Origin of the sequence: Cupriavidus phytohabitans (assembly GCF_000426345.1) — a bacterium.
Taxonomy (GTDB): Bacteria; Pseudomonadota; Gammaproteobacteria; order Burkholderiales; family Burkholderiaceae; genus Cupriavidus.
Map to the genome: position 1 here is coordinate 17,780 of NZ_AUFE01000047.1, position 17,214 is coordinate 34,993.

A 17,214-nucleotide genomic window follows, 5' to 3' on the forward strand; every position below is an offset into this window, starting at 1 on the left:
AGACTGAATTGGGAAACTGACCTCGATTGAACGAGCGACTCACGCCGCTTCAGTGCGAGGTCACTACAGATCGCGGGAACCCGGCAGCCTGAGCGCCGGACAGTGCGCGGGAAGTGTCCTAGCCTGCAATGGGCAGCGTCGAAACGGCGTAGGTGTGGCGCAGCGTGCGTTGAAGAACCGGATCTTCCAGTTCGATTTCGAATTGCTCGGCGGGGCGGATGCCGCCAATTGCCGGCAGCGTGCCACACAACATCGCGCTGCCATCGCCGAACTTCCCGCCATGGGTGGCGAAGCGTTCCAGCAAGTCGGCGGGGGAGCGCATGGCGGTGACAGGCCCTTCCTGGTACAGCACCCGTTCCCCACCGATGGTGGCGTACGAGCGCAGCACCAACTTGTCCCAATGTCCCTGGACCTCCTCGAGCCGCCAGAGCGTGGAGGCGCATGGCTTCTCGCACATCTGCTTGGAAAGCGTGATGCCATAGGTTTCCGCTTCGCGATCCGTATGGTCTGACGCAATCCCAACCAGGATATCGCTGCCATCGCCGACAAGGAGGAATTCCGCCTCGCCACTGCTGGCTTCGCCGCTTACCTGGATGTCGGAAGCGGGCCCGAGTCGTTCCGCCGCGACGCGATAGAACACCGGTGTGTAGGGCGGGCGCCTTACGCCGAGTTCTTCAAGTTCCTTGATATGGGCTTCCATGGCTGCCACGTCGCGGCCAGTCCAGCCTGCCACGATGAGCTGGCCGATGACCAGTGCGCGCTGCTGCTTGCCCTGGCTGCTCTCGATGTCAAAAGTGAGGGTCTTCATGATCAGTTCTTGTCGTGCGAGTGTGGATGACATTGGCCGTCTGGCAGGAGCGACTTCCAGGAGGCCCTTTCGGTCGGATCGATCAAGCCGGATCGTAGTAATGGATTTCCAGCAGCATGCAGCCCCCGTGGGACTTGAACGGGCCATGGAAGGCGCCCGGAGGTCGGCATGCGTAAGTGTTTGGCGAGAACGCCTCGCCACCTTCACCGTTCGCGTCGTTGCCGACGGTGAGATCGCCACTGAGCAGGAAGACCTCTTCCCAGTATTCATGCACGAAGGGGGACTTGGTGAACACGCCCGGGTCGAAGCGCAGGAGCCGCGTGCGGCTGCCCGCGCGAATCCCTTCGTCCAGCGATCCGGACAGGATCTTCTGATGAATCCCCGCGGGGTAGCCTTCCGGAACCTCCCAGCCGGAGGCCAGGTCCAGCGTGTGGAATTCGTCGTGCAGTTTGTTGATAGCCATGGTGTCTCCGCGATCAAGGCAAGGGAACGTCCAGAAAGGGAATCTGGCGCAAATTAACGCTTACAAAAAGCTTTGTAAGTTAGCTTTAATTGAACGTCAGACACCGATGGCATGCAAGCTGGTGGAAACCCTAGCGATTGGACCGACATGAGTGCGCTGGCGCAGGAGGCCATGCACGCCGGCGGGAGCGAGGTACCCAGTCGCTTGGTGGGAAGTAGAGATGGCGCTACACATGCCTGTTCGGCACTGCCGGCACGTTCGAAGGAACATGTGCCCCGGTCTGGCAGGCGCGACCGCCCGCCAATCCTTATGCATGAAAGGATTTCGGCTGGCGGCGTTGTTACTGCGCTGCTTCCGAGGGTTTCCACTACCTTGCATGGCCCCGCACTTTCGCGTTGAATAGTAACTAACAAACAAAGCTATTAAACGAAGTTAAGCTGCGGCGTAACCAATGCGGGAGGCAAGATGGCTGAATCAAGGAACAACAATGGTAACGCGCAAGTGGATGCGGATGCACAGCGCCAGTTCCGCAACACCCTCGGCATGTTCGCAACCGGCGTGGCAGTCATCACGGCCCGCCGGGACGAGGGCGCGCCGGTTGGCATCACGGTGGCATCGTTCAACGCGGTTTCGTTGGATCCGCCTTTGATCCTGTTTTCGGTCGATCGCAGATGTCTGAGTCTGGGCGACCTGAGCGTCGCGCCGCGATACGCGGTCAATGTTCTCGCCGAAGCCCAGCAAGAGGTCTCGAACCGGTTTGCCAAGGCGTGCTCCGGAAAGTGGGAGGGCATCGATTTCTCTGCCCGTCAGCACGGCGAGCACGTCCTGTTGCCGGATTCCCTCGCCACCTTCGAATGCGAACCCTATGCGCAACACGATGGCGGCGACCACGTGATCTTCATCGGTCGCGTCGTGAATCACCAGGCCCGGCACGATGGCCGGCCACTGATCTTCTTCGGCGGAAAGTACCGGGTTCTTGAAGATATCCGGTCCCACGCCTAAACGCAGAACGCACAGAAATACAGGACAGGAGAACAACATGATCAAGACAGGCAACCAGCACATTGCGATGCTGCGCGATGGCCGCGAGGTGTACATCGATGGCAAGCGAGTCAGCGATGTCACCACGCATCCTGCGTTCCGCAACTCCATTCGCAGCTATGCCAACCTCTACGATTTCCAGGCGCGTCCCGAGAGCGTGGACAAGATGACCTTCCGGCCGGAGGGTACTGACAAGCGCGTGAGTCGAATCTGGCAGTTGCCCACCAGCTACAACGAGCTGGTCGAGCGCCGTCACATGCTGGAAGCCTGGACCGAGCTCCACTACGGGTTCATGGGACGCTCGCCGGATCACGTCGCGTCGTGCATTTCCGGCATGTACATGGGAATCGACGTGTTCGAGCAGGCGGACCCTGCCCGCGCTGGTGCCCTGCGCGATTACTACAAATATGCCCGTGACAATGACCTGTTCCTGACCTACGTGATCGTCAACCCGCAGGCGAACCAGTCAAAGGTTGCCCACGAGCAGGAGGACAAGTATCTGGCGGTGGGAATTGTCGACCAGGACGCGGAAGGCATCACGGTGCGTGGTGCAAAGATGCTGGCCACCAGCGGCATCATGGCCAATGAGGTGTTCTGCAGTTGCATCCAGCCGCTGCGCGAGGGCGACGAGATGTATGCGCTTTCGTTTGCCATCCCGATGAACACCAAGGGGCTGAAGGTGCTGTCGCGCAAGTCGTATGAAGCCAATGCGACATCGGTCTTCGACAATCCGATGGCCAGCCGCTTTGACGAGAATGATGCAGTGCTCTACTTTGATGACGTCAAGGCCCCCTGGGAACGCATTTTCGTGGCTGGTGACGTGGCCATGTGCGCCAGGCAGTTCCACGCAACGCCTGCTCACGTGTACCAGAACTACCAGTGCCAGGTGCGGCTGATGGTGAAGCTGCGCTTTCTCGTTGGCCTGGCGCACAAGATTACCGAGATCAATGGCACAAGCGGTTTCCCTCAAGTGAAGGAAATGCTCGGCCAGCTTGCCGCGGAAGCGGGGATGGTAGAGGCGTGGGTGTACGGGATGGAAGCGAAGGGACAGATGACCAGGGGCGGCTACTTCGTACCGGACCGTGGCATGCTCTATGGCTCTCAGGTTGTGACCCAGCAACTTTACGCCAAGGTGCTCAACACACTGCGCGAACTCGCCGGAGGCGGGATGATCATGCTCCCTTCGAGCATCGAGGACTTCAACAACCCGGCCCTCGCTGAGATCATCGCCAAGACGCAGAAGTCCCCGGTTTGCAGCCCGGAAGATCGCGTCAAGTTCTTCAAGCTAGCCTGGGATGCAGTTGGCTCCGAATTCGCGTCGCGGCACAACCAGTACGAAATGTTCTATGCGGGCGCCACCTTCGTGACCAAGGGTCATGCGTACCGCACGTACGACTGGAAGAAGGCATCGGGTCTCGTGGACAACCTGCTGGGCAGCTATTCGCTGGAAGACGAACTGTCCACACAGGCCCGGGCTGCCTAGCCGCTCACGCTTCGGAGAATTGACCATGGCGACAACCATCTCCTCCGCGCAGCGCCAACTGGCTGACGGCAGCGCCAATGCCTTGTCATTGCTGACATCATGTGTGGAGCGCATCTCTGATCCAGGCGGCGAAGGCAGCAGGGTCTTCCCGCACGGCGTGAGTATGGCGGCGCATAAGCAGGCGCAGTCCAGTGACATGCTGCGTGAGCAGGGCGTTATCGGCCCCTTGTCCGGCATTCCGATCTCGGTCAAGGACCTGTTCGACGTCCAGGGCGACGTTACGCGGGCCGGCGCGCGCGTCATGCCGGAACAGCCTGCCGTTCAGGACGCGCCTGCCATTGCGCGGCTGAGGGCGGCGGGCGCAGTGCTTGTTGGCCGCACCAACATGACCGAATTCGCCTACTCTGGTGTCGGCATCAATCCGCACTATGGCACGCCTCGCAATCCATATGACCGGCAATCCGGGCGCATTCCCGGGGGCTCATCCTCCGGTGCAGCCGTCTCGGTAACGGATGGCATGGCACTCGCCGCGATCGGGTCTGACACAGGCGGCTCATGCCGGATTCCCGCTGCGCTTTGCGGGATTGTCGGCTTCAAGCCGACAGCGAGCCGCGTGCCTCTGGACGGCATCGTGCCACTGTCAAGCTCCTATGACTCCGTCGGATGTCTGGCCAACACCGTGGCTTGCTGTGCCGCCGTCGACGCCGTTCTGTCGGGGGAGGCTCCGCCACACGGTGCTGCGCAGCTTGCAGGGCTGCGTCTGGCGATACCCACGGGAATCGTCATGGACGGGATGTCCTCTGAAGTTGCAGAGGTCTTTAGCCGAACGCTACGCCGGCTGTCCGCATCGGGCGCTCAGCTGAGAGACGTGACCTTCGACAGTTGGAACAGTTTGACGGATCTCGGTGCAAACGGAGGCCTGGTTGCGGCGGAAGCCATGGCCTGGCATGCAGAGTTGATTGCCAGTCAGGCAGACCGCTACGACCCTCGTGTGCTGTCGCGTATCCGGTTAGCCGATGAGCAGGGCGCTCCCGACTACGTGCGCATGCTGCGCAGGCGGGCGGAGCTCTGCCATCGTGCGGACGCCGAGCTTGCGGAGGTCGATGCGGTCGTATTGCCCACGGTTCCCATCGTCGCGCCGGGCATCCATGAACTGGACAACGACGCAGCATTTTTCAGCACCAACAGGCTTCTGCTGCGCAATCCGGCCATCGCGAACATGCTTGACCTTTGCGCTCTGTCTGTCCCGTGCCATGTCCTTGGCGATGCGCCCGTCGGCCTCATGCTGTTTGGGCGGCACGGGTCGGACCGCCGGCTGCTTGCCATCGGCATGGCAGTGGAAGCCGCCTTACGTCACGAGCGACGCTAGTCAGCAGCGCTGCATCCCGCAGTCTGGAGCAAGCAAATTGGGGGCGATGCGCCCCCAATTTGCTTGGCGCTCTGGAACGTCTTCATGCTGGCACTCATGCCTCCTTGCCGCGCCGCGGCAACCCCCGCGTCTCTGGCTTCGCCGTGAAATCTTCACGTTTCTCAGGGTTTATCCCCGCTACATCCAAAGCAGCCACGCACTATCCTTTACGAAAAAAAAAGCTTTGAAAAATAGATAATAAACATATCACTGTAGGACTCGGAGGCAGCTCAGCGCCGCATAACAAGCGGGCCGTTTGTACAGAGTTCGTGGTTTCTTCGGAAGTCGCTTACTCATCGGGGACTTTACTCACGCAGTAACAACAGCACCTGCCTAAAGCAGTTCTTTGGCAGGCATTCTATTCAACGTGCGCAATGCATGGAGGAGACAAGACATGCGTCACATTGACGTTCACAAGCTGGCCGATGACGCCCGCTTCAACCGTTTTCACGCGCAAGTTCTGTTCTGGTGCGCGCTCATCATCATCTTCGATGGTTATGACCTGGCAGTGGCGGGCATAGCCTTGCCATCGATCATGAAAGACCTGGGCGTCGATGCGACGAAAGCCGGCTTCATGGTGAGCTCCGCATTGTTCGGAATGATGGTGGGCGCCATCTTCCTCGGCACCATTGCCGACAGAATCAGCCGTCCTCGGGCCATGGCGATCTGCATTGCCTTGTTCAGTGTTTTCACGGCCGCAGCCGGATGCACGAAGGATCCGGTCCTCTTCAGTATCGCCAGGTTCCTGGCGGGCCTGGGAATCGGTGGCGTCATGCCAAACGTGGTGGCCCAGATGACCGAGTACTCACCGAAACGCATCCGGAGCACAATGGTCACATTGATGTTCAGCGGCTATGCAGTAGGGGGGGTACTGGCTGCGATCCTTGGCAAGAGCTTCATCGAATCGTACGGCTGGCAGTCAGTCTTCATCGCGGCCGGGCTTCCGGTGCTTCTGATTCCGCTGGTTCTCAAATCGCTGCCCGAATCCATGCCGTTCCTGATCAAGCAGGGGCGATTCGACGAATTGCGTAAGACGGTTGCGAAGATCGAGCCAAGCTATCGTCCGCAGGCAGGTGATCATTTTGCGCTGCCGTCGCAGGACAAGGCCGATGGGACGCCGATCCGTCACCTGTTCCAGGATGGGCGCGGCTTCAGCACGGCCATGTTCTGGACAGCGTTCTTCATGTGCATGTTCATGGTGTATGCCCTCAGTTCCTGGCTCGCCAAACTGATGGCCAGTGCGGGTTATAGCCTGGGCTCCGCGTTGACTTTCGTGCTCGTCCTCAACTTCGGGGCAATTTTCGGGGCCATTGGTGGCGGCTGGCTGGCCGATAGATTCAACATCAAGTACGTACTGATGGTCTTCTTTGCGCTTGCAGGCGTGTCGATATCGCTTCTCGGGTACAAGGCTCCTATTGAAGTCGTGTACTTCCTCGTTGCCGTGGCAGGCGCTACCACTATCGGCACGCAGATTCTGGCGTATGCCTATGTCGGCCAGTACTATCCGATGGCGGTACGCTCGACCGGCATTGGCTGGGCGTCCGGAGTCGGGCGCAGTGGCGCAATTCTGGCGCCGATTGCGATTGGTGCGCTGGTGGCAATGCAACTGCCGTTGCAGTTGAATTTTCTTGCCATCGCAATTCCGGCAATCGTCGCGACGATCAGTATCGGGCTGGTCGACCAGCGCGGTATCAAGGGCGAGGGCGTGCAGGGGACCGCGCACGTGCAGTCAGACCATCGTCTTGAGCCTGTAGCGCCTGTCAATCGCTAGGGAAGAGATATCGCGCGAAGGGTTCTGAGAAAGCCCGTCAGCCTTTCTGCTTGCGGGCTTTCAAGTGCTCCAGATCGAGCGCAGCGCGGTCACCATTCGCAACGAGCCGGTCGACAACCGAGCACAGCATCTTGAACTCCGATTTGGTGATGCTATCGAATAACACGTCATTAATTTGCTGCTGAACGGGGAGCAGTTCACCAAGCAGCTTCATTCCTCGGGCAGTGATCGTAAGCCGCATCTTGCGCTTGTCGTCGGGATGCGGCTTTTTCTCGATCAGGCCCAACTCCTTGAGCTTGTTCGTCTCGATGGTAATGAATGGCCCACTCAGATGAAGATGGTCACCCAGTTGGTTGACCGAAACTTCGCCCTTCTGGGAAAGGTGAGAGATCGAGCGGAGCAGGGAATATTGGACGCCAGTCAGGCCGATCAGGCTGCCGAAGCCATCGCGAACCGAGAGCAGGCGCGCGGCGAATGGCAGCAAGCCGTTTACGAGATGTCGAAATTCGCTGTCGGAACCATTTACGAGGCACGCCGGATTCGTAATAGTCAGCATCTTGGCTGTAGCAGAAGTAGTGGCCATGAGTCGAATTCTCACTTAGCTTTCATTGCAAGCTTTTGCGCAAATTCTATCAAACTCACTGCATAAGGGGTTCCACGCTAGAAACCCAAAGACGAGGGTGATCCAAGAGGCATTTTTTTGCTGAGGCGCGCGAGATTCAGGGTCGAACGTGATCATCGAATCGCCGCCTGCGAATCGGCCGCTCTTCGTCGCTCTCTATCGAGCCACACGTACAGCTTCTGCACGTAACCGCACAAGAATACGTTCGATGAGAACCCCGCGAGCTATCTCACCGGATAAAAAAAACGCCAACCCGTTATGGGTCGGCGTCTTCTGCTTGCGGGGAATTACGGGTATCAGAACTGGTTCATGGTGTTGTCTTTGCCCGCCGCTTTCAGGGCCGCTTCGCCGCTGAAGTACTCCTTGTGGTCGTCGCCGATGTCCGAGCCGGACATGTTCTGGTGCTTGACGCAGGCGATGCCCTGACGGATTTCCTTGCGCTGCACGCCAGCCACATAGCCCAGCATGCCCTGGTCGCCGAAGTACTCCTTGGCCAGGTTGTCGGTCGACAGCGCGGCGGTGTGGTAGGTCGGCAGCGTGATCAGGTGGTGGAAGATACCGGCTTCGCGCGACGCGTCGGCCTGGAAGGTGCGGATCTTGTCGTCGGCGGCCTTTGCCAGTTCGCTGTCGTCGTATTCCACGCTCATCAGCTGGCTGCGCTCGTAGGCCGACACATCCTTGCCTGCGGCCTTCATTGCGTCATACGCCTGCTGGCGGAAGTTCAGGGTCCAGTTGAACGACGGGCTGTTGTTGTACACCAGCTTGGCGTTCGGGATGACCTTGCGAATCTCGCGGACCATGCCGGCGATCTGCTCGATATGCGGCTTTTCAGTTTCGATCCACAGCAGGTCAGCGCCGTTCTGCAGCGAGGTGATGCAATCCAGCACGCAGCGTGCTTCGCCCGTGCCAGCGCGGAACTGGAACAGGTTGCTCGGCAGGCGCTTCGGACGCAACAGCTTGCCGTTCCGCTTGATAACCACGTCACCATTGCCCAGTGCGTCGGCCGGGATTTCGTCGCAGTCGAGGAACGAGTTGTATTGGTCGCCCAGGTCGCCCGGCTTGTGGGTCACGGCGATCTGCTTGGTCAGGCCGGCGCCCAGCGAGTCGGTACGGGTCACGATGATGCCGTCGTCGACGCCCAGTTCCAGGAAGGCGTAGCGGACGGCGCGGACCTTGGCCAGGAAGTCCTCGTGCGGCACGGTGACCTTGCCATCCTGGTGGCCGCACTGCTTCTCGTCGGACACCTGGTTTTCGATCTGGATGCAGCAGGCGCCGGCTTCGATGAACTGCTTGGCCAGCAGGTAGGTGGCCTCAGCGTTGCCGAAACCCGCATCGATGTCGGCGATGATGGGCACGACGTGGGTGACGTGGTTGTCGATCTTTTCCTGGATGGCGGCCTTGGCAGCGGCGTCCTTGGCGGCGTCCAGTTCGCGGAACAGGCCGCCCAGTTCGCGGGCGTCGGCCTGGCGCAGGAAGGTGTACAGCTCGCGGATCAGCGCGCTGACCGAGGTCTTTTCGTGCATCGACTGGTCCGGCAGCGGACCGAACTCAGAGCGCAGCGCGGCCACCATCCAGCCCGACAGGTACAGATAGCGGCGGTCGGTGCTGTTGTTGAAGTGCTTCTTGATGGAGATCATCTTCTGCTGGCCGATGAAACCGTGCCAGCAGCCCAGTGACTGGGTGTACTTCGACGGATCCGCGTCATAGGCGGCCATGTCGGCACGCATGATCTTGGCGGTGTACTTGGCGATGTCCAGGCCCGTCTTGAACTTGTTCTGGGCGCGCATGCGTGCGGCGTACTCGGGATTGATGGCGTCCCACGCGCTGCCGTGTTTCGCTTTCAAACCGGCAATTGCCTTGATGTCGTCTTGATACTGGGCCATGGTGAATTTCCTAGGGGTAAGGCGCGTTTGAAGAAATGGTTGTGTGTCCCGCTACGGATGTCGAAGCAAGCAGCGTGGACTTATTGTAGGGTGTTTTTGATGCGTCGCGGCAAGGTCTTATATAAGACATAAGAGTTAATTTATCCTTATTTTTCAAGGAGATAGGTGTTGTATTTCGTGATGCGGAACGTGTTTTCAGAAAACGAAAAGGTGCGTCGCGAAAGTCCGGAGTGAATTTCGCAATGTGAAACGCGCTTTCAGTTGTCGGAGATGGGCAAGCAAACCTGGTGCATCACGCCACGCGCCGCCCAGGCAGCAGCCCCGCATATTCCTTCCCCAGGAACTCGGCAGTGTGCTCAAGCAGATAGGCCCGGCAGCTCTCGCTGGCCGGAGACAGGCGCTTGCCTTCCATATGCGCTACATGCCAAACGCGCTCGATCGGTGTACTCGTCACGTCCAGCAACGCGATTTCCCGCGTACGCAGTTCCAGCGATAGCGTATGCAGCGATAGCAGGCTGATCCCCATGCCCGCCATCACCGCCTGCTTGATGGTCTCGTTGCTGCCCAGTGTGATTACCTTGGCCGGCGGGCGCAGGCGCGCGACTTTGTCGCCCGCACCGGCGTGGACGCGCTGGCCATCGCCATCGGCACCACCACGGCGCCTACAAGTTCTCGCGCAAGCCAACCGGCGACATCCTCGCGATGGACCGCATCCGCGAGATCCACGAGCAGATCCCCGGCACCCACCTGGTGATGCACGGCTCCAGCCCGGTGCCGCAGGAATGGCTGGAGATCATCCGCTAGTACGGCGGCGATATCAAGGAGACCTACGGCGTGCCGGTCGAGGAGATCCTGCGTGGCATCCGGATGGGCGTGCGCAAGGTGAATATCGACACCGATATCCGGCTGGCCATGACCGGCGCGATCCGCAAGTCGCTGTCCGAGGACCGCAGCGAGTTTGATCCGCGCAAGGCGCTGCTGGCGGCCAAGAAGGGGGCGAAGGGCGTGGTGAAGCTGCGCTTCGAGGCCTTCGGCTGCGCCGGACGGGCGGCGCGGATCAAGCCGGTGGCGATGGAGAGGATGGCGGGGCTCTACCGCTGAACGGCGCCGCCGGGGACGTGATCGGGCTCACGCATACGCTCCCCTCCCGCGCGCTGGAACGCTTCGCGGCCCCGCGGAACTTGGTGGAGATGGCGACTTGCGGTTCCACCCGGATTGCCTCGGCTCCCCCGTCTCCAGTCCGCGACGCCCCGTACGCCCGGCGCTTGCGCATTCGCACCCAGGCGCCAATGCTTCTGCTATACCCACTCGCATACCCACTCGCGGAGCAACGTCATGGACACCAGAAGCGAACTGCAAGCCACCGTCGACGCTATGGTGCAGGGCGCCAAAGGCCTGCTGGCCGCAGACGAAAGCGGGCCGACCATCGCCAAGCGGTTCGACCGTATCGGTGTGGCATCCAACGAGGAGAGCCGCCGGGCGTGGCGCAACCTGCTCCTGTCCACGCCGGGCCTGGGCGAGTTTATCAGCGGCGTGATCCTGTACGAGGAGACGCTGGGCCAGCGGGCCGACGATGGCACGCCGCTGCCGGAGCTGGCCGTGCGCCAGGGCATCGTGCCCGGCATCAAGGTGGACAAGGGCAAGCTCGCGCTTGCGCATGCTCCCGGGGACGAAATCACCGAGGGCCTTGACGGGCTGGCAAAACGGCTTGCCGGCTATCGCCAGCAGGGCGCGCGCTTTGCCAAATGGCGCGCGGTCTACAACGTCTCCGACAAGCTGCCGGGCCGGCTTGCCATTCACGCCAATGCCGAGGCGCTGGCGCGCTATGCCGCGATCTGCCAGGAGGCAGGCATCGTGCCCATCGTCGAACCGGAGGTGCTGATGGACGGCGCGCACACCATGGCGCGCTGCGCGGAAGTCACTGAAGCCGTGCTGCATGAAGTGTTCGACGCCCTGCAGCAGCATGCGGTGGTGTTCGAGCACATGCTGCTGAAGCCCAGCATGGTGCTCCCTGGCAAGGATGCCGGGCAGGCGGCGCCGGAAGAGGTTGCCACGCAGACCCTGCAGGTGCTCAGGCGCACCGTGCCCGCCGCGGTGCCAGGTATTTTTTTCCTGTCCGGCGGCCAGACGCCTGCCGAAGCCACGGCCAATCTCGACGCGATGAACCGGCTGGGCCCGTTGCCCTGGCGGCTCAGCTTCTCTTACGGGCGCGCCTTGCAGGAGCCGCCATTGCTGGCGTGGCGCGGCGAGCCGGCCAACGCCGCGCTGGCGCAACGGGCGCTGCTGCAGCGCTCGCGGCTCAACGCCATGGCGTGCCTGGGGCAATACGAAGCGGCGATGGAGAACGCCGCGGCCTGATCAGCGCGCAAGGCGCTGGCGGGCCTCCCCTCGGCTGCGGCATAGACAGCTGCCTGCCGGGCCGTTTTTGCAATTCGATTGAAAGAACTTCTCGCCGCAGGCCGGGCGCGCGTGTGACGCCTCCATCCAAGAACCACCCGGCCCTCCGCCTCCGCAGTGCGGAGCATGTTTCGCGCTCCACATCCGTCTCATCACCTGCGCGCTGGCATGCCGAATGCAGACGCAGGCGCCGAGGATATCCCGCCGGGCCGGTCCCGCTGGCGCTATCCCGTCCCCAGGAGACACCGTGGAGAAGACAAATGTCAACCGACATGCAAAGCAGAGTCTTGCCAGTGACCTTTAAACTGGCCCCCGTCCTTGTTGCGACCGCGGCCGGCCTTGTGCTGAGTGCCTGCGGCGGCGGCGACGACGACGACCATTCCCCGCCGGTAAAGACCCCGGTATCGTGCCAGAACCTGCCGGGCAAGACCGTCGCCGCGAGCAGCATCGGCCTGCCCACCAAGGGCGCAACGGTTGCCGAGGCCGACATGGTGCCGGCGACCGGCGGCGGGCAGCTGGGCACTGGCGCGTACTGCAAGGTGACCGGGACCATCGCGCCCGTCGATCCCACGGCGCCATCGATCCGGTTCGAGGTCAACATGCCCGCCAGCTGGAACCAGAAGGTGGTGATGTTCGGCGGCGGTGGCTATGACGGGACCATCCCCAACACGGCAGGCAATGTGCCGGCCGGCCCGACTGACCAGCCCTCGCCGCTGGCACGCGGCTATGCCACCTTCGCCAGCGATTCCGGCCACCAGGCGGGCGCGCTCGGCAGCCGCGACGGCTCGTTCGGCACCAATGAGGAGGCGCTGCGCAACTATGCCGGCGATGCGCTGAAGAAGACGCGCGACGTCGCGATCGCGCTGATCCAGATGCACTACCAGGCCGATGGCCCGAAGAAAGCGTACTTTGCAGGCGGATCGACCGGCGGCCGCGAAGCGCTGGCCGTGGTGCAGCGCTGGCCGCAGGACTGGGATGGTGCCATCGTGCTCTATCCCGCCTGGAATGCCGCCAGCCTGGACCTGCAGTTCGGCCGCATCACCCGCGCGCTGGCCGCGCCGGGCGCCTACCCGAACCAGCCCAAGCGCAAGGTGCTGTACGACGCCGCCATTGCTGCGTGCGACAACCTCGACGGCGTCAATGACGGCCTGATCAGCAATGTCGCCGCCTGCAATGCCAGCTTCGACCCGTCCACGGCGATGCTCAACGGCCAGCCGGTCCGCTGCGCCAACGGCGCCGACACCGGCGACACCTGCTTGTCCGACGCGCAGATCGGCGCGCTGAAGGTGTACAACTCGCAGATCGTGTTCGGCTATGCGCTGGGCAGCGGCGAGACGCAGTATCCGGGCTTCAACGTCTGGGGTGCCGACCTCGGCATGGCCGGCAACGCATCCGTCCAGCCGACGGTCATTGCGCTGGCGCTCAACCTCGATGCCCCGGTCAATCCGATGCCGGCTACCGCGCCGTACCTGAGCGTGTTCTGGGACCAGTGGGTGCGCTACTTCGTCACGCGCGATCCGACCTTCAACTCGCTCACGCTCGACCCGCAGAACCCGGGACCCTGGCAGGACCGCATCAGCCAGCTTGCCGGGCTGCAGGACATCAACAAGACCGACCTGTCCGCGTTCATGAACAAGGGCGGCAAGATCCTGATGGCGCACGGCATGTCCGATGCGCTGGTCAGCACGCGCGCGACCGAGGACTACTTCACGCGCGTACAGGGCGCGATGGGTGCGGGCAATGTCAGCAACTTCATGCGCTACTACGAGATCCCGGGCTATGGCCACTCGGTGAGCTCGGTGTTCAATGCTGCGTGGGATTCGCTGACGGCGCTTGAAAAGTGGGTCGAGCAGGGTACCGCGCCGGCTTCGCTGACGGTGACCGACACGATCGGCGTGCCGGGCCGCACGCGGCCGCTGTGCGAATACCCGACCTGGCCGAAGTACAACGGCTCCGGCGATGTCAACGCGGCATCGAGCTTTACCTGCGCGACGCAATGATGCGCAGGCAGGCGTAGCAGAATGAGGGGCGAGCCCGCGCGGCTCGCCTTTTTACATTCCTGCATTACCCGGCCTGCATTACCCGGCGCGACGCATTGACTGCGCAAGCCCGCCGTATCCCCGCGCTTCCAGCGATTCCGCGGCTCCCAGCCGGTCGCGCGCTTCCCGGTTCTGGCTCAGCTTGACCTTGCCCTGCAGCGAAGTGACGGCGATCTCGATGCCGACGATATGGCGCAGCAGGCCGTCGATGAATTCGGGGGCGGAATCGCCCATCTTCCACGGCCTGGGTTCGTCCGCTTCGTGCCGGCGCGTCAGGCGCGCGACGATGCGCCGGACGAAGCGTTCGTCGTCATGCACGGTGAGCGTGCCGTGCGCGTGTACCACCTCGTAGTTCCAGGTCGGCACCTGGCGGTGCGCCTCGTGCTTGCTCGGGTACCAGTTCGGCGAGATGTAGGCCTCGGCGCCCCGAAAGACGACCATGACCGGCGTGCCGGCAGCGCAGCGCTGCCAGACCGGGTTGGCGCGCGCCACGTGGGCGGCGAGCACGCCGTGCGGTCCCGCGTCGGCGTCGAACTCGAACGGAATGTGGTCGGCATCCAGGGTGCCGCTTGCCTGGGTGACCAGCATGCCGAGCGGGTGCGCCCGGATGATGCGCGCAAGTTCTTCGGGGCGGGTTTCGGCGAAGTGGGCAGGGATGTACATGGGGTTAACGGTGTCCTGGGCGTCGCAGGTACTGTGACCTGTAACTGGCGCAATCGGAAGGGACAGTTTCCAGGATTTCTTCTGGGCCAGTTTCGCCAGCCGGCCGGCACGCGACCGGGCGCCACGTTCGCAGGGCGGGCGTTGCGGCATCGCGCGGACGAACCGATCCCGGCATTGACGGACTAACAGGCAGCAAACCCGGGAGACAAGCATGTCGCACATCACTTATCCCAACGAAAGCGCCGAATACCGCAAGGCGCGCAATGCACTGCTTGAAGAGGAAATTGCCTTGCGAAGGCATATCGAGGCCGTCGCAGCGCAGCGCCGCGCGCTGCCGCCAGGCGGCGATGTGCCGCAGGACTACCTGTTCGAGCGTATCGGCGCGACCGGCATGCCCGAAACCGTCGCAATGTCCAGGCTGTTCGGCCCGCATCCCACCCTGATCCTGTACAGCTTCATGTACGGCCCGGACCGCGACACGCCATGCCCGATGTGCACGCTCTTGCTTGACTCCGTCAACGGCGCGGCCAGGCATATCGGCCAGCGCGCTGCGCTCTACATCGTCGCCAAGTCGCCAATCGCGCGGCTGGTCGCGTGGGCGCGCGAACGGGGATGGGCGCATCCTCAGTTTCTCTCGACCGCAGGCAACAGCTACGACGCCGACTATTTCGGAGACTCGACGAAACTGCCGGCGGAGATACGGGCGTTGAGCGGCGGCAAGCCTGGCGAGGAATGGGACGACACCGCGTTCAACGTATTCCGTCTCGACAATGGCAAGGTCCGACATTTCTGGGGCAGCGATCTTACCTGGGCGCCATCGGAACCTGGCATCGACCACCGCTCCGGCGATGCTGTCAGTGCGCTTTGGGGCCTGCTCGACATGACGCCCGAGGGGCGCGGGCAGTTCATGCCGAAGCTGGCCTACTAGCGCGCCACGCGCAGCCTGGACTTAGTCACCGGATGCCTGAGAGCGCGGACCATCGCGATGGCCCGCGCCGCCATCACTTCTCTTGCATCCTGGCCGCCTTGACGATCTCGCCCAGCCGCTTTCGTTCGACGGCGGTGGGCAAGCGCTGCAAATCGCCGAGCTTGTGAACTCAATGCCTGTGCGCTGCCGGCACCTTCAGAGCGGGCGGCAGGCGGCGGCCTCAGCGCCGACGCAGGCCGCCAGACTTGCGCTTCCTGGCCGTACGCAGCGCCAGGCCCGCCAGCACCGCGACGATCGCCAGGATGCCGACGGCGATGAGGAAGGGCAGGGGGCGGTCGATTGCCAGGCTCTCGCCCGCGACAACGATGCCGATCCCGTAGCCCGTTTCGGCGATGGCGATGGCGGCCAGGAACTTCGGGAAGGGGTAGTGCATCGTACCGAAGAGATAGCCGGGAATTTCCGATGGCACCGCGATGCAGAACAACAGCACGGCCCAGAACTTCATGCGCTGCGACACATAGTTCTGGTACTTCGCCAGCTTGTCCGCGTAACCACTGCGGGCAAGCAATGGATAGGCGAGCCGGCCGATGCCGTAGGCGGCAACAGCGCCCAGCACCCAGCCACCCCAGAGCAGAAGAACGGTGAGGGGCTTGCCCCACACCGCGCTGGCAGGCGGCACCAGGACCACGCTCGAGGCGAATGCGAGCATGGCAGATACAGCCGAGAACAGGAAGAAGACTAGCACGCCCGTTCCGGGGTGCTGTTCCATCGTCGCCTGGGCCCAGGCGATGGCCTGGTCGGCGAAGCCCTTGAAGGGCGGCGACAGGACGACCAATGCGACCAGCACCGCCATGGTGCCGATCGCAGCCCAGAACCAGATGGTGCGCCGATTGGCAGACAAATTGCTCAGCATACAAAAATTAGAACCGCGGGCATGGTCGAAGTTTCGACGCGGCTGAGACATTGGCAGTTGTCGACCACCGAACCCGTTCGCACCCTTCGTTCGCGAAGCGGCCGAACGGCCCGACTGCGCTCCTGCAAATCCATGGAACCTGACGAGTCCGGGGCAGGCCGGCTGGCTTGTTCCATGACGTTTCTATTCCTGTTCCCGCCAGTGCCTGTATTTCCAGTCAACGCGCACCTACAGTGAGCCTGACAGGAGGAGGCCAACGGTACTCCTGCCCGTTGTCAGCACACCCGACCTGACTGGAATACACGATGCCCGTACATGAACGACTTTCGGCGCGCGGCCTGGCGCTGCCGCCGCCCCCGCAACCACTGGGAAGCTATACCGCCGTCAGCCAGGCGGGAGACCTGCTCTTTATTTCCGGCCAGTTGCCATGGCAGGACGGCAAGGTGGCCTGGCAAGGCCAGATCGGCAAGGACCTGACGGTCGAGCAGGGCAAGCTTGCCGCCGAACTCGCGGCGCTCAACGTGCTGGCGCAGATCGATGCTTACCTGGGTGGCTTCGAGCGCCTGGACCACATCGTCCGCGTCGATGGCCATATTGCCAGTGCGCCGGGCTGGTTCGACCAGCCGGCGGTCCTCGACGGCGCTTCCGACCTGTTCCGCGATGTGCTTGGTGACAAGGCCGGCCATGCGCGGACCATTTCCTCGCACTTCCAGCAGCCCGCCAATGCAGCGGTGATCCTCGTGGTCATTGCGCAGGTCAGGCCTGCGTGAGCGCGGCGTGCCCGTCCAGGTGGAA

At 62.5% G+C, this 17,214-nt stretch carries 14 protein-coding genes and 2 pseudogenes; 9 read left to right on the forward strand and 7 right to left on the reverse strand.

From position 1 onward, the window contains the following. Positions 1-118: 118 nt before the first annotated feature. Positions 119-808 carry a DUF2848 domain-containing protein gene (locus K309_RS0125500; protein WP_029049032.1) on the reverse strand — a complete coding sequence of 230 codons (690 nt, stop codon included), beginning with the start codon at positions 806-808 and terminating at the stop codon, positions 119-121. A gap of 82 nt (positions 809-890) precedes the next feature. Next, entirely contained in the window at positions 891-1,271 is a 381-nt protein-coding gene (locus tag K309_RS0125505) for a cupin domain-containing protein (protein ID WP_029049033.1), read from the reverse strand. A 465-nt stretch (positions 1,272-1,736) separates the two neighbouring features. Between K309_RS0125505 and K309_RS0125510 the strand changes: the two genes are divergently transcribed. From K309_RS0125510 to K309_RS37420, 4 genes are all read left to right on the forward strand, one after another. After that, complete coding sequence (locus K309_RS0125510) at positions 1,737-2,273, forward strand: flavin reductase family protein (RefSeq protein ID WP_029049034.1); 537 nt, start codon at positions 1,737-1,739, stop codon at positions 2,271-2,273. 37 nt (positions 2,274-2,310) lie between these two features. Continuing rightward, positions 2,311-3,795, forward strand: a complete 1,485-nt coding sequence (locus tag K309_RS0125515) for a 4-hydroxyphenylacetate 3-hydroxylase family protein (RefSeq protein ID WP_029049035.1) — start codon at positions 2,311-2,313, stop codon at positions 3,793-3,795. A 25-nt stretch (positions 3,796-3,820) separates the two neighbouring features. Next, positions 3,821-5,164 carry an amidase gene (locus K309_RS0125520; protein WP_029049036.1) on the forward strand — a complete coding sequence of 448 codons (1,344 nt, stop codon included), beginning with the start codon at positions 3,821-3,823 and terminating at the stop codon, positions 5,162-5,164. A gap of 433 nt (positions 5,165-5,597) precedes the next feature. Continuing rightward, positions 5,598-6,974 (forward strand): MFS transporter, encoded by a 1,377-nt coding sequence (locus K309_RS37420; protein WP_084402543.1) that lies wholly within the window; start codon positions 5,598-5,600, stop codon positions 6,972-6,974. 37 nt (positions 6,975-7,011) lie between these two features. Here the strand turns inward: K309_RS37420 and K309_RS0125530 are convergent, their stop codons facing one another. From K309_RS0125530 to K309_RS37425, 3 genes and pseudogenes are all read right to left on the reverse strand, one after another. Beyond that, the gene (locus K309_RS0125530) at positions 7,012-7,557 is read right to left on the reverse strand and encodes a MarR family winged helix-turn-helix transcriptional regulator (protein WP_029049037.1); all 546 of its coding nucleotides are present in this window, start codon (positions 7,555-7,557) and stop codon (positions 7,012-7,014) included. Between the two features lie 335 nt (positions 7,558-7,892). Next, the gene (locus tag K309_RS0125535) at positions 7,893-9,479 is read right to left on the reverse strand and encodes an isocitrate lyase (protein ID WP_029049038.1); all 1,587 of its coding nucleotides are present in this window, start codon (positions 9,477-9,479) and stop codon (positions 7,893-7,895) included. 292 nt (positions 9,480-9,771) lie between these two features. Beyond that, positions 9,772-10,065 (reverse strand): annotated as a pseudogene (locus K309_RS37425) (LysR substrate-binding domain-containing protein); the annotation flags it as partial. Positions 10,066-10,071: 6 nt separating this feature from the next. Here K309_RS37425 and K309_RS37430 point away from each other — a divergent pair. The 3 genes and pseudogenes from K309_RS37430 to K309_RS0125560 all read left to right on the forward strand — a co-directional run. Continuing rightward, positions 10,072-10,580, forward strand: a pseudogene (locus K309_RS37430) (class II fructose-bisphosphate aldolase); the annotation flags it as partial. A 234-nt stretch (positions 10,581-10,814) separates the two neighbouring features. Continuing rightward, positions 10,815-11,837, forward strand: coding sequence for a class I fructose-bisphosphate aldolase (locus K309_RS0125555; RefSeq protein WP_029049041.1), 1,023 nt, complete (start codon positions 10,815-10,817; stop codon positions 11,835-11,837). A gap of 311 nt (positions 11,838-12,148) precedes the next feature. Continuing rightward, a complete protein-coding gene (locus K309_RS0125560) occupies positions 12,149-13,876 on the forward strand; it encodes a tannase/feruloyl esterase family alpha/beta hydrolase (RefSeq protein ID WP_035878388.1) in 1,728 nt (575 codons plus the stop codon). A 78-nt stretch (positions 13,877-13,954) separates the two neighbouring features. Here K309_RS0125560 and K309_RS0125565 read toward each other — a convergent pair whose 3' ends face one another. Continuing rightward, entirely contained in the window at positions 13,955-14,578 is a 624-nt protein-coding gene (locus tag K309_RS0125565; protein ID WP_029049043.1) for an FMN-binding negative transcriptional regulator, read from the reverse strand. A 211-nt stretch (positions 14,579-14,789) separates the two neighbouring features. Here K309_RS0125565 and K309_RS0125570 point away from each other — a divergent pair, with 211 nt between their 5' ends. Further along, positions 14,790-15,506 carry a DUF899 family protein gene (locus K309_RS0125570; RefSeq protein ID WP_029049044.1) on the forward strand — a complete coding sequence of 239 codons (717 nt, stop codon included), beginning with the start codon at positions 14,790-14,792 and terminating at the stop codon, positions 15,504-15,506. Between the two features lie 220 nt (positions 15,507-15,726). On the opposite strand, the gene K309_RS0125575 is transcribed toward K309_RS0125570, so the two are convergent. Further along, positions 15,727-16,419, reverse strand: coding sequence for a TVP38/TMEM64 family protein (locus K309_RS0125575; RefSeq protein ID WP_029049045.1), 693 nt, complete (start codon positions 16,417-16,419; stop codon positions 15,727-15,729). Between the two features lie 305 nt (positions 16,420-16,724). Between K309_RS0125575 and K309_RS0125580 the strand changes: the two genes are divergently transcribed. After that, complete coding sequence (locus tag K309_RS0125580; RefSeq protein WP_029049046.1) at positions 16,725-17,189, forward strand: RidA family protein; 465 nt, start codon at positions 16,725-16,727, stop codon at positions 17,187-17,189. Positions 17,190-17,214: the final 25 nt, after the last annotated feature.

What these genes read in the sequence shown, in the direction of transcription:
- K309_RS0125500 (WP_029049032.1), bottom strand. Translation starts at nt 808, where the DNA reads ATGAAGACCCTCACTTTTGACATCGAGAGCAGCCAGGGCAAGCAGCAG.
- K309_RS0125505 (WP_029049033.1), bottom strand. Translation starts at nt 1,271, where the DNA reads ATGGCTATCAACAAACTGCACGACGAATTCCACACGCTGGACCTGGCC.
- K309_RS0125510 (WP_029049034.1), top strand. Translation starts at nt 1,737, where the DNA reads ATGGCTGAATCAAGGAACAACAATGGTAACGCGCAAGTGGATGCGGAT.
- K309_RS0125515 (WP_029049035.1), top strand. Translation starts at nt 2,311, where the DNA reads ATGATCAAGACAGGCAACCAGCACATTGCGATGCTGCGCGATGGCCGC.
- K309_RS0125520 (WP_029049036.1), top strand. Translation starts at nt 3,821, where the DNA reads ATGGCGACAACCATCTCCTCCGCGCAGCGCCAACTGGCTGACGGCAGC.
- K309_RS37420 (WP_084402543.1), top strand. Translation starts at nt 5,598, where the DNA reads ATGCGTCACATTGACGTTCACAAGCTGGCCGATGACGCCCGCTTCAAC.
- K309_RS0125530 (WP_029049037.1), bottom strand. Translation starts at nt 7,557, where the DNA reads ATGGCCACTACTTCTGCTACAGCCAAGATGCTGACTATTACGAATCCG.
- K309_RS0125535 (WP_029049038.1), bottom strand. Translation starts at nt 9,479, where the DNA reads ATGGCCCAGTATCAAGACGACATCAAGGCAATTGCCGGTTTGAAAGCG.
- K309_RS0125555 (WP_029049041.1), top strand. Translation starts at nt 10,815, where the DNA reads ATGGACACCAGAAGCGAACTGCAAGCCACCGTCGACGCTATGGTGCAG.
- K309_RS0125560 (WP_035878388.1), top strand. Translation starts at nt 12,149, where the DNA reads ATGCAAAGCAGAGTCTTGCCAGTGACCTTTAAACTGGCCCCCGTCCTT.
- K309_RS0125565 (WP_029049043.1), bottom strand. Translation starts at nt 14,578, where the DNA reads ATGTACATCCCTGCCCACTTCGCCGAAACCCGCCCCGAAGAACTTGCG.
- K309_RS0125570 (WP_029049044.1), top strand. Translation starts at nt 14,790, where the DNA reads ATGTCGCACATCACTTATCCCAACGAAAGCGCCGAATACCGCAAGGCG.
- K309_RS0125575 (WP_029049045.1), bottom strand. Translation starts at nt 16,419, where the DNA reads ATGCTGAGCAATTTGTCTGCCAATCGGCGCACCATCTGGTTCTGGGCT.
- K309_RS0125580 (WP_029049046.1), top strand. Translation starts at nt 16,725, where the DNA reads ATGCCCGTACATGAACGACTTTCGGCGCGCGGCCTGGCGCTGCCGCCG.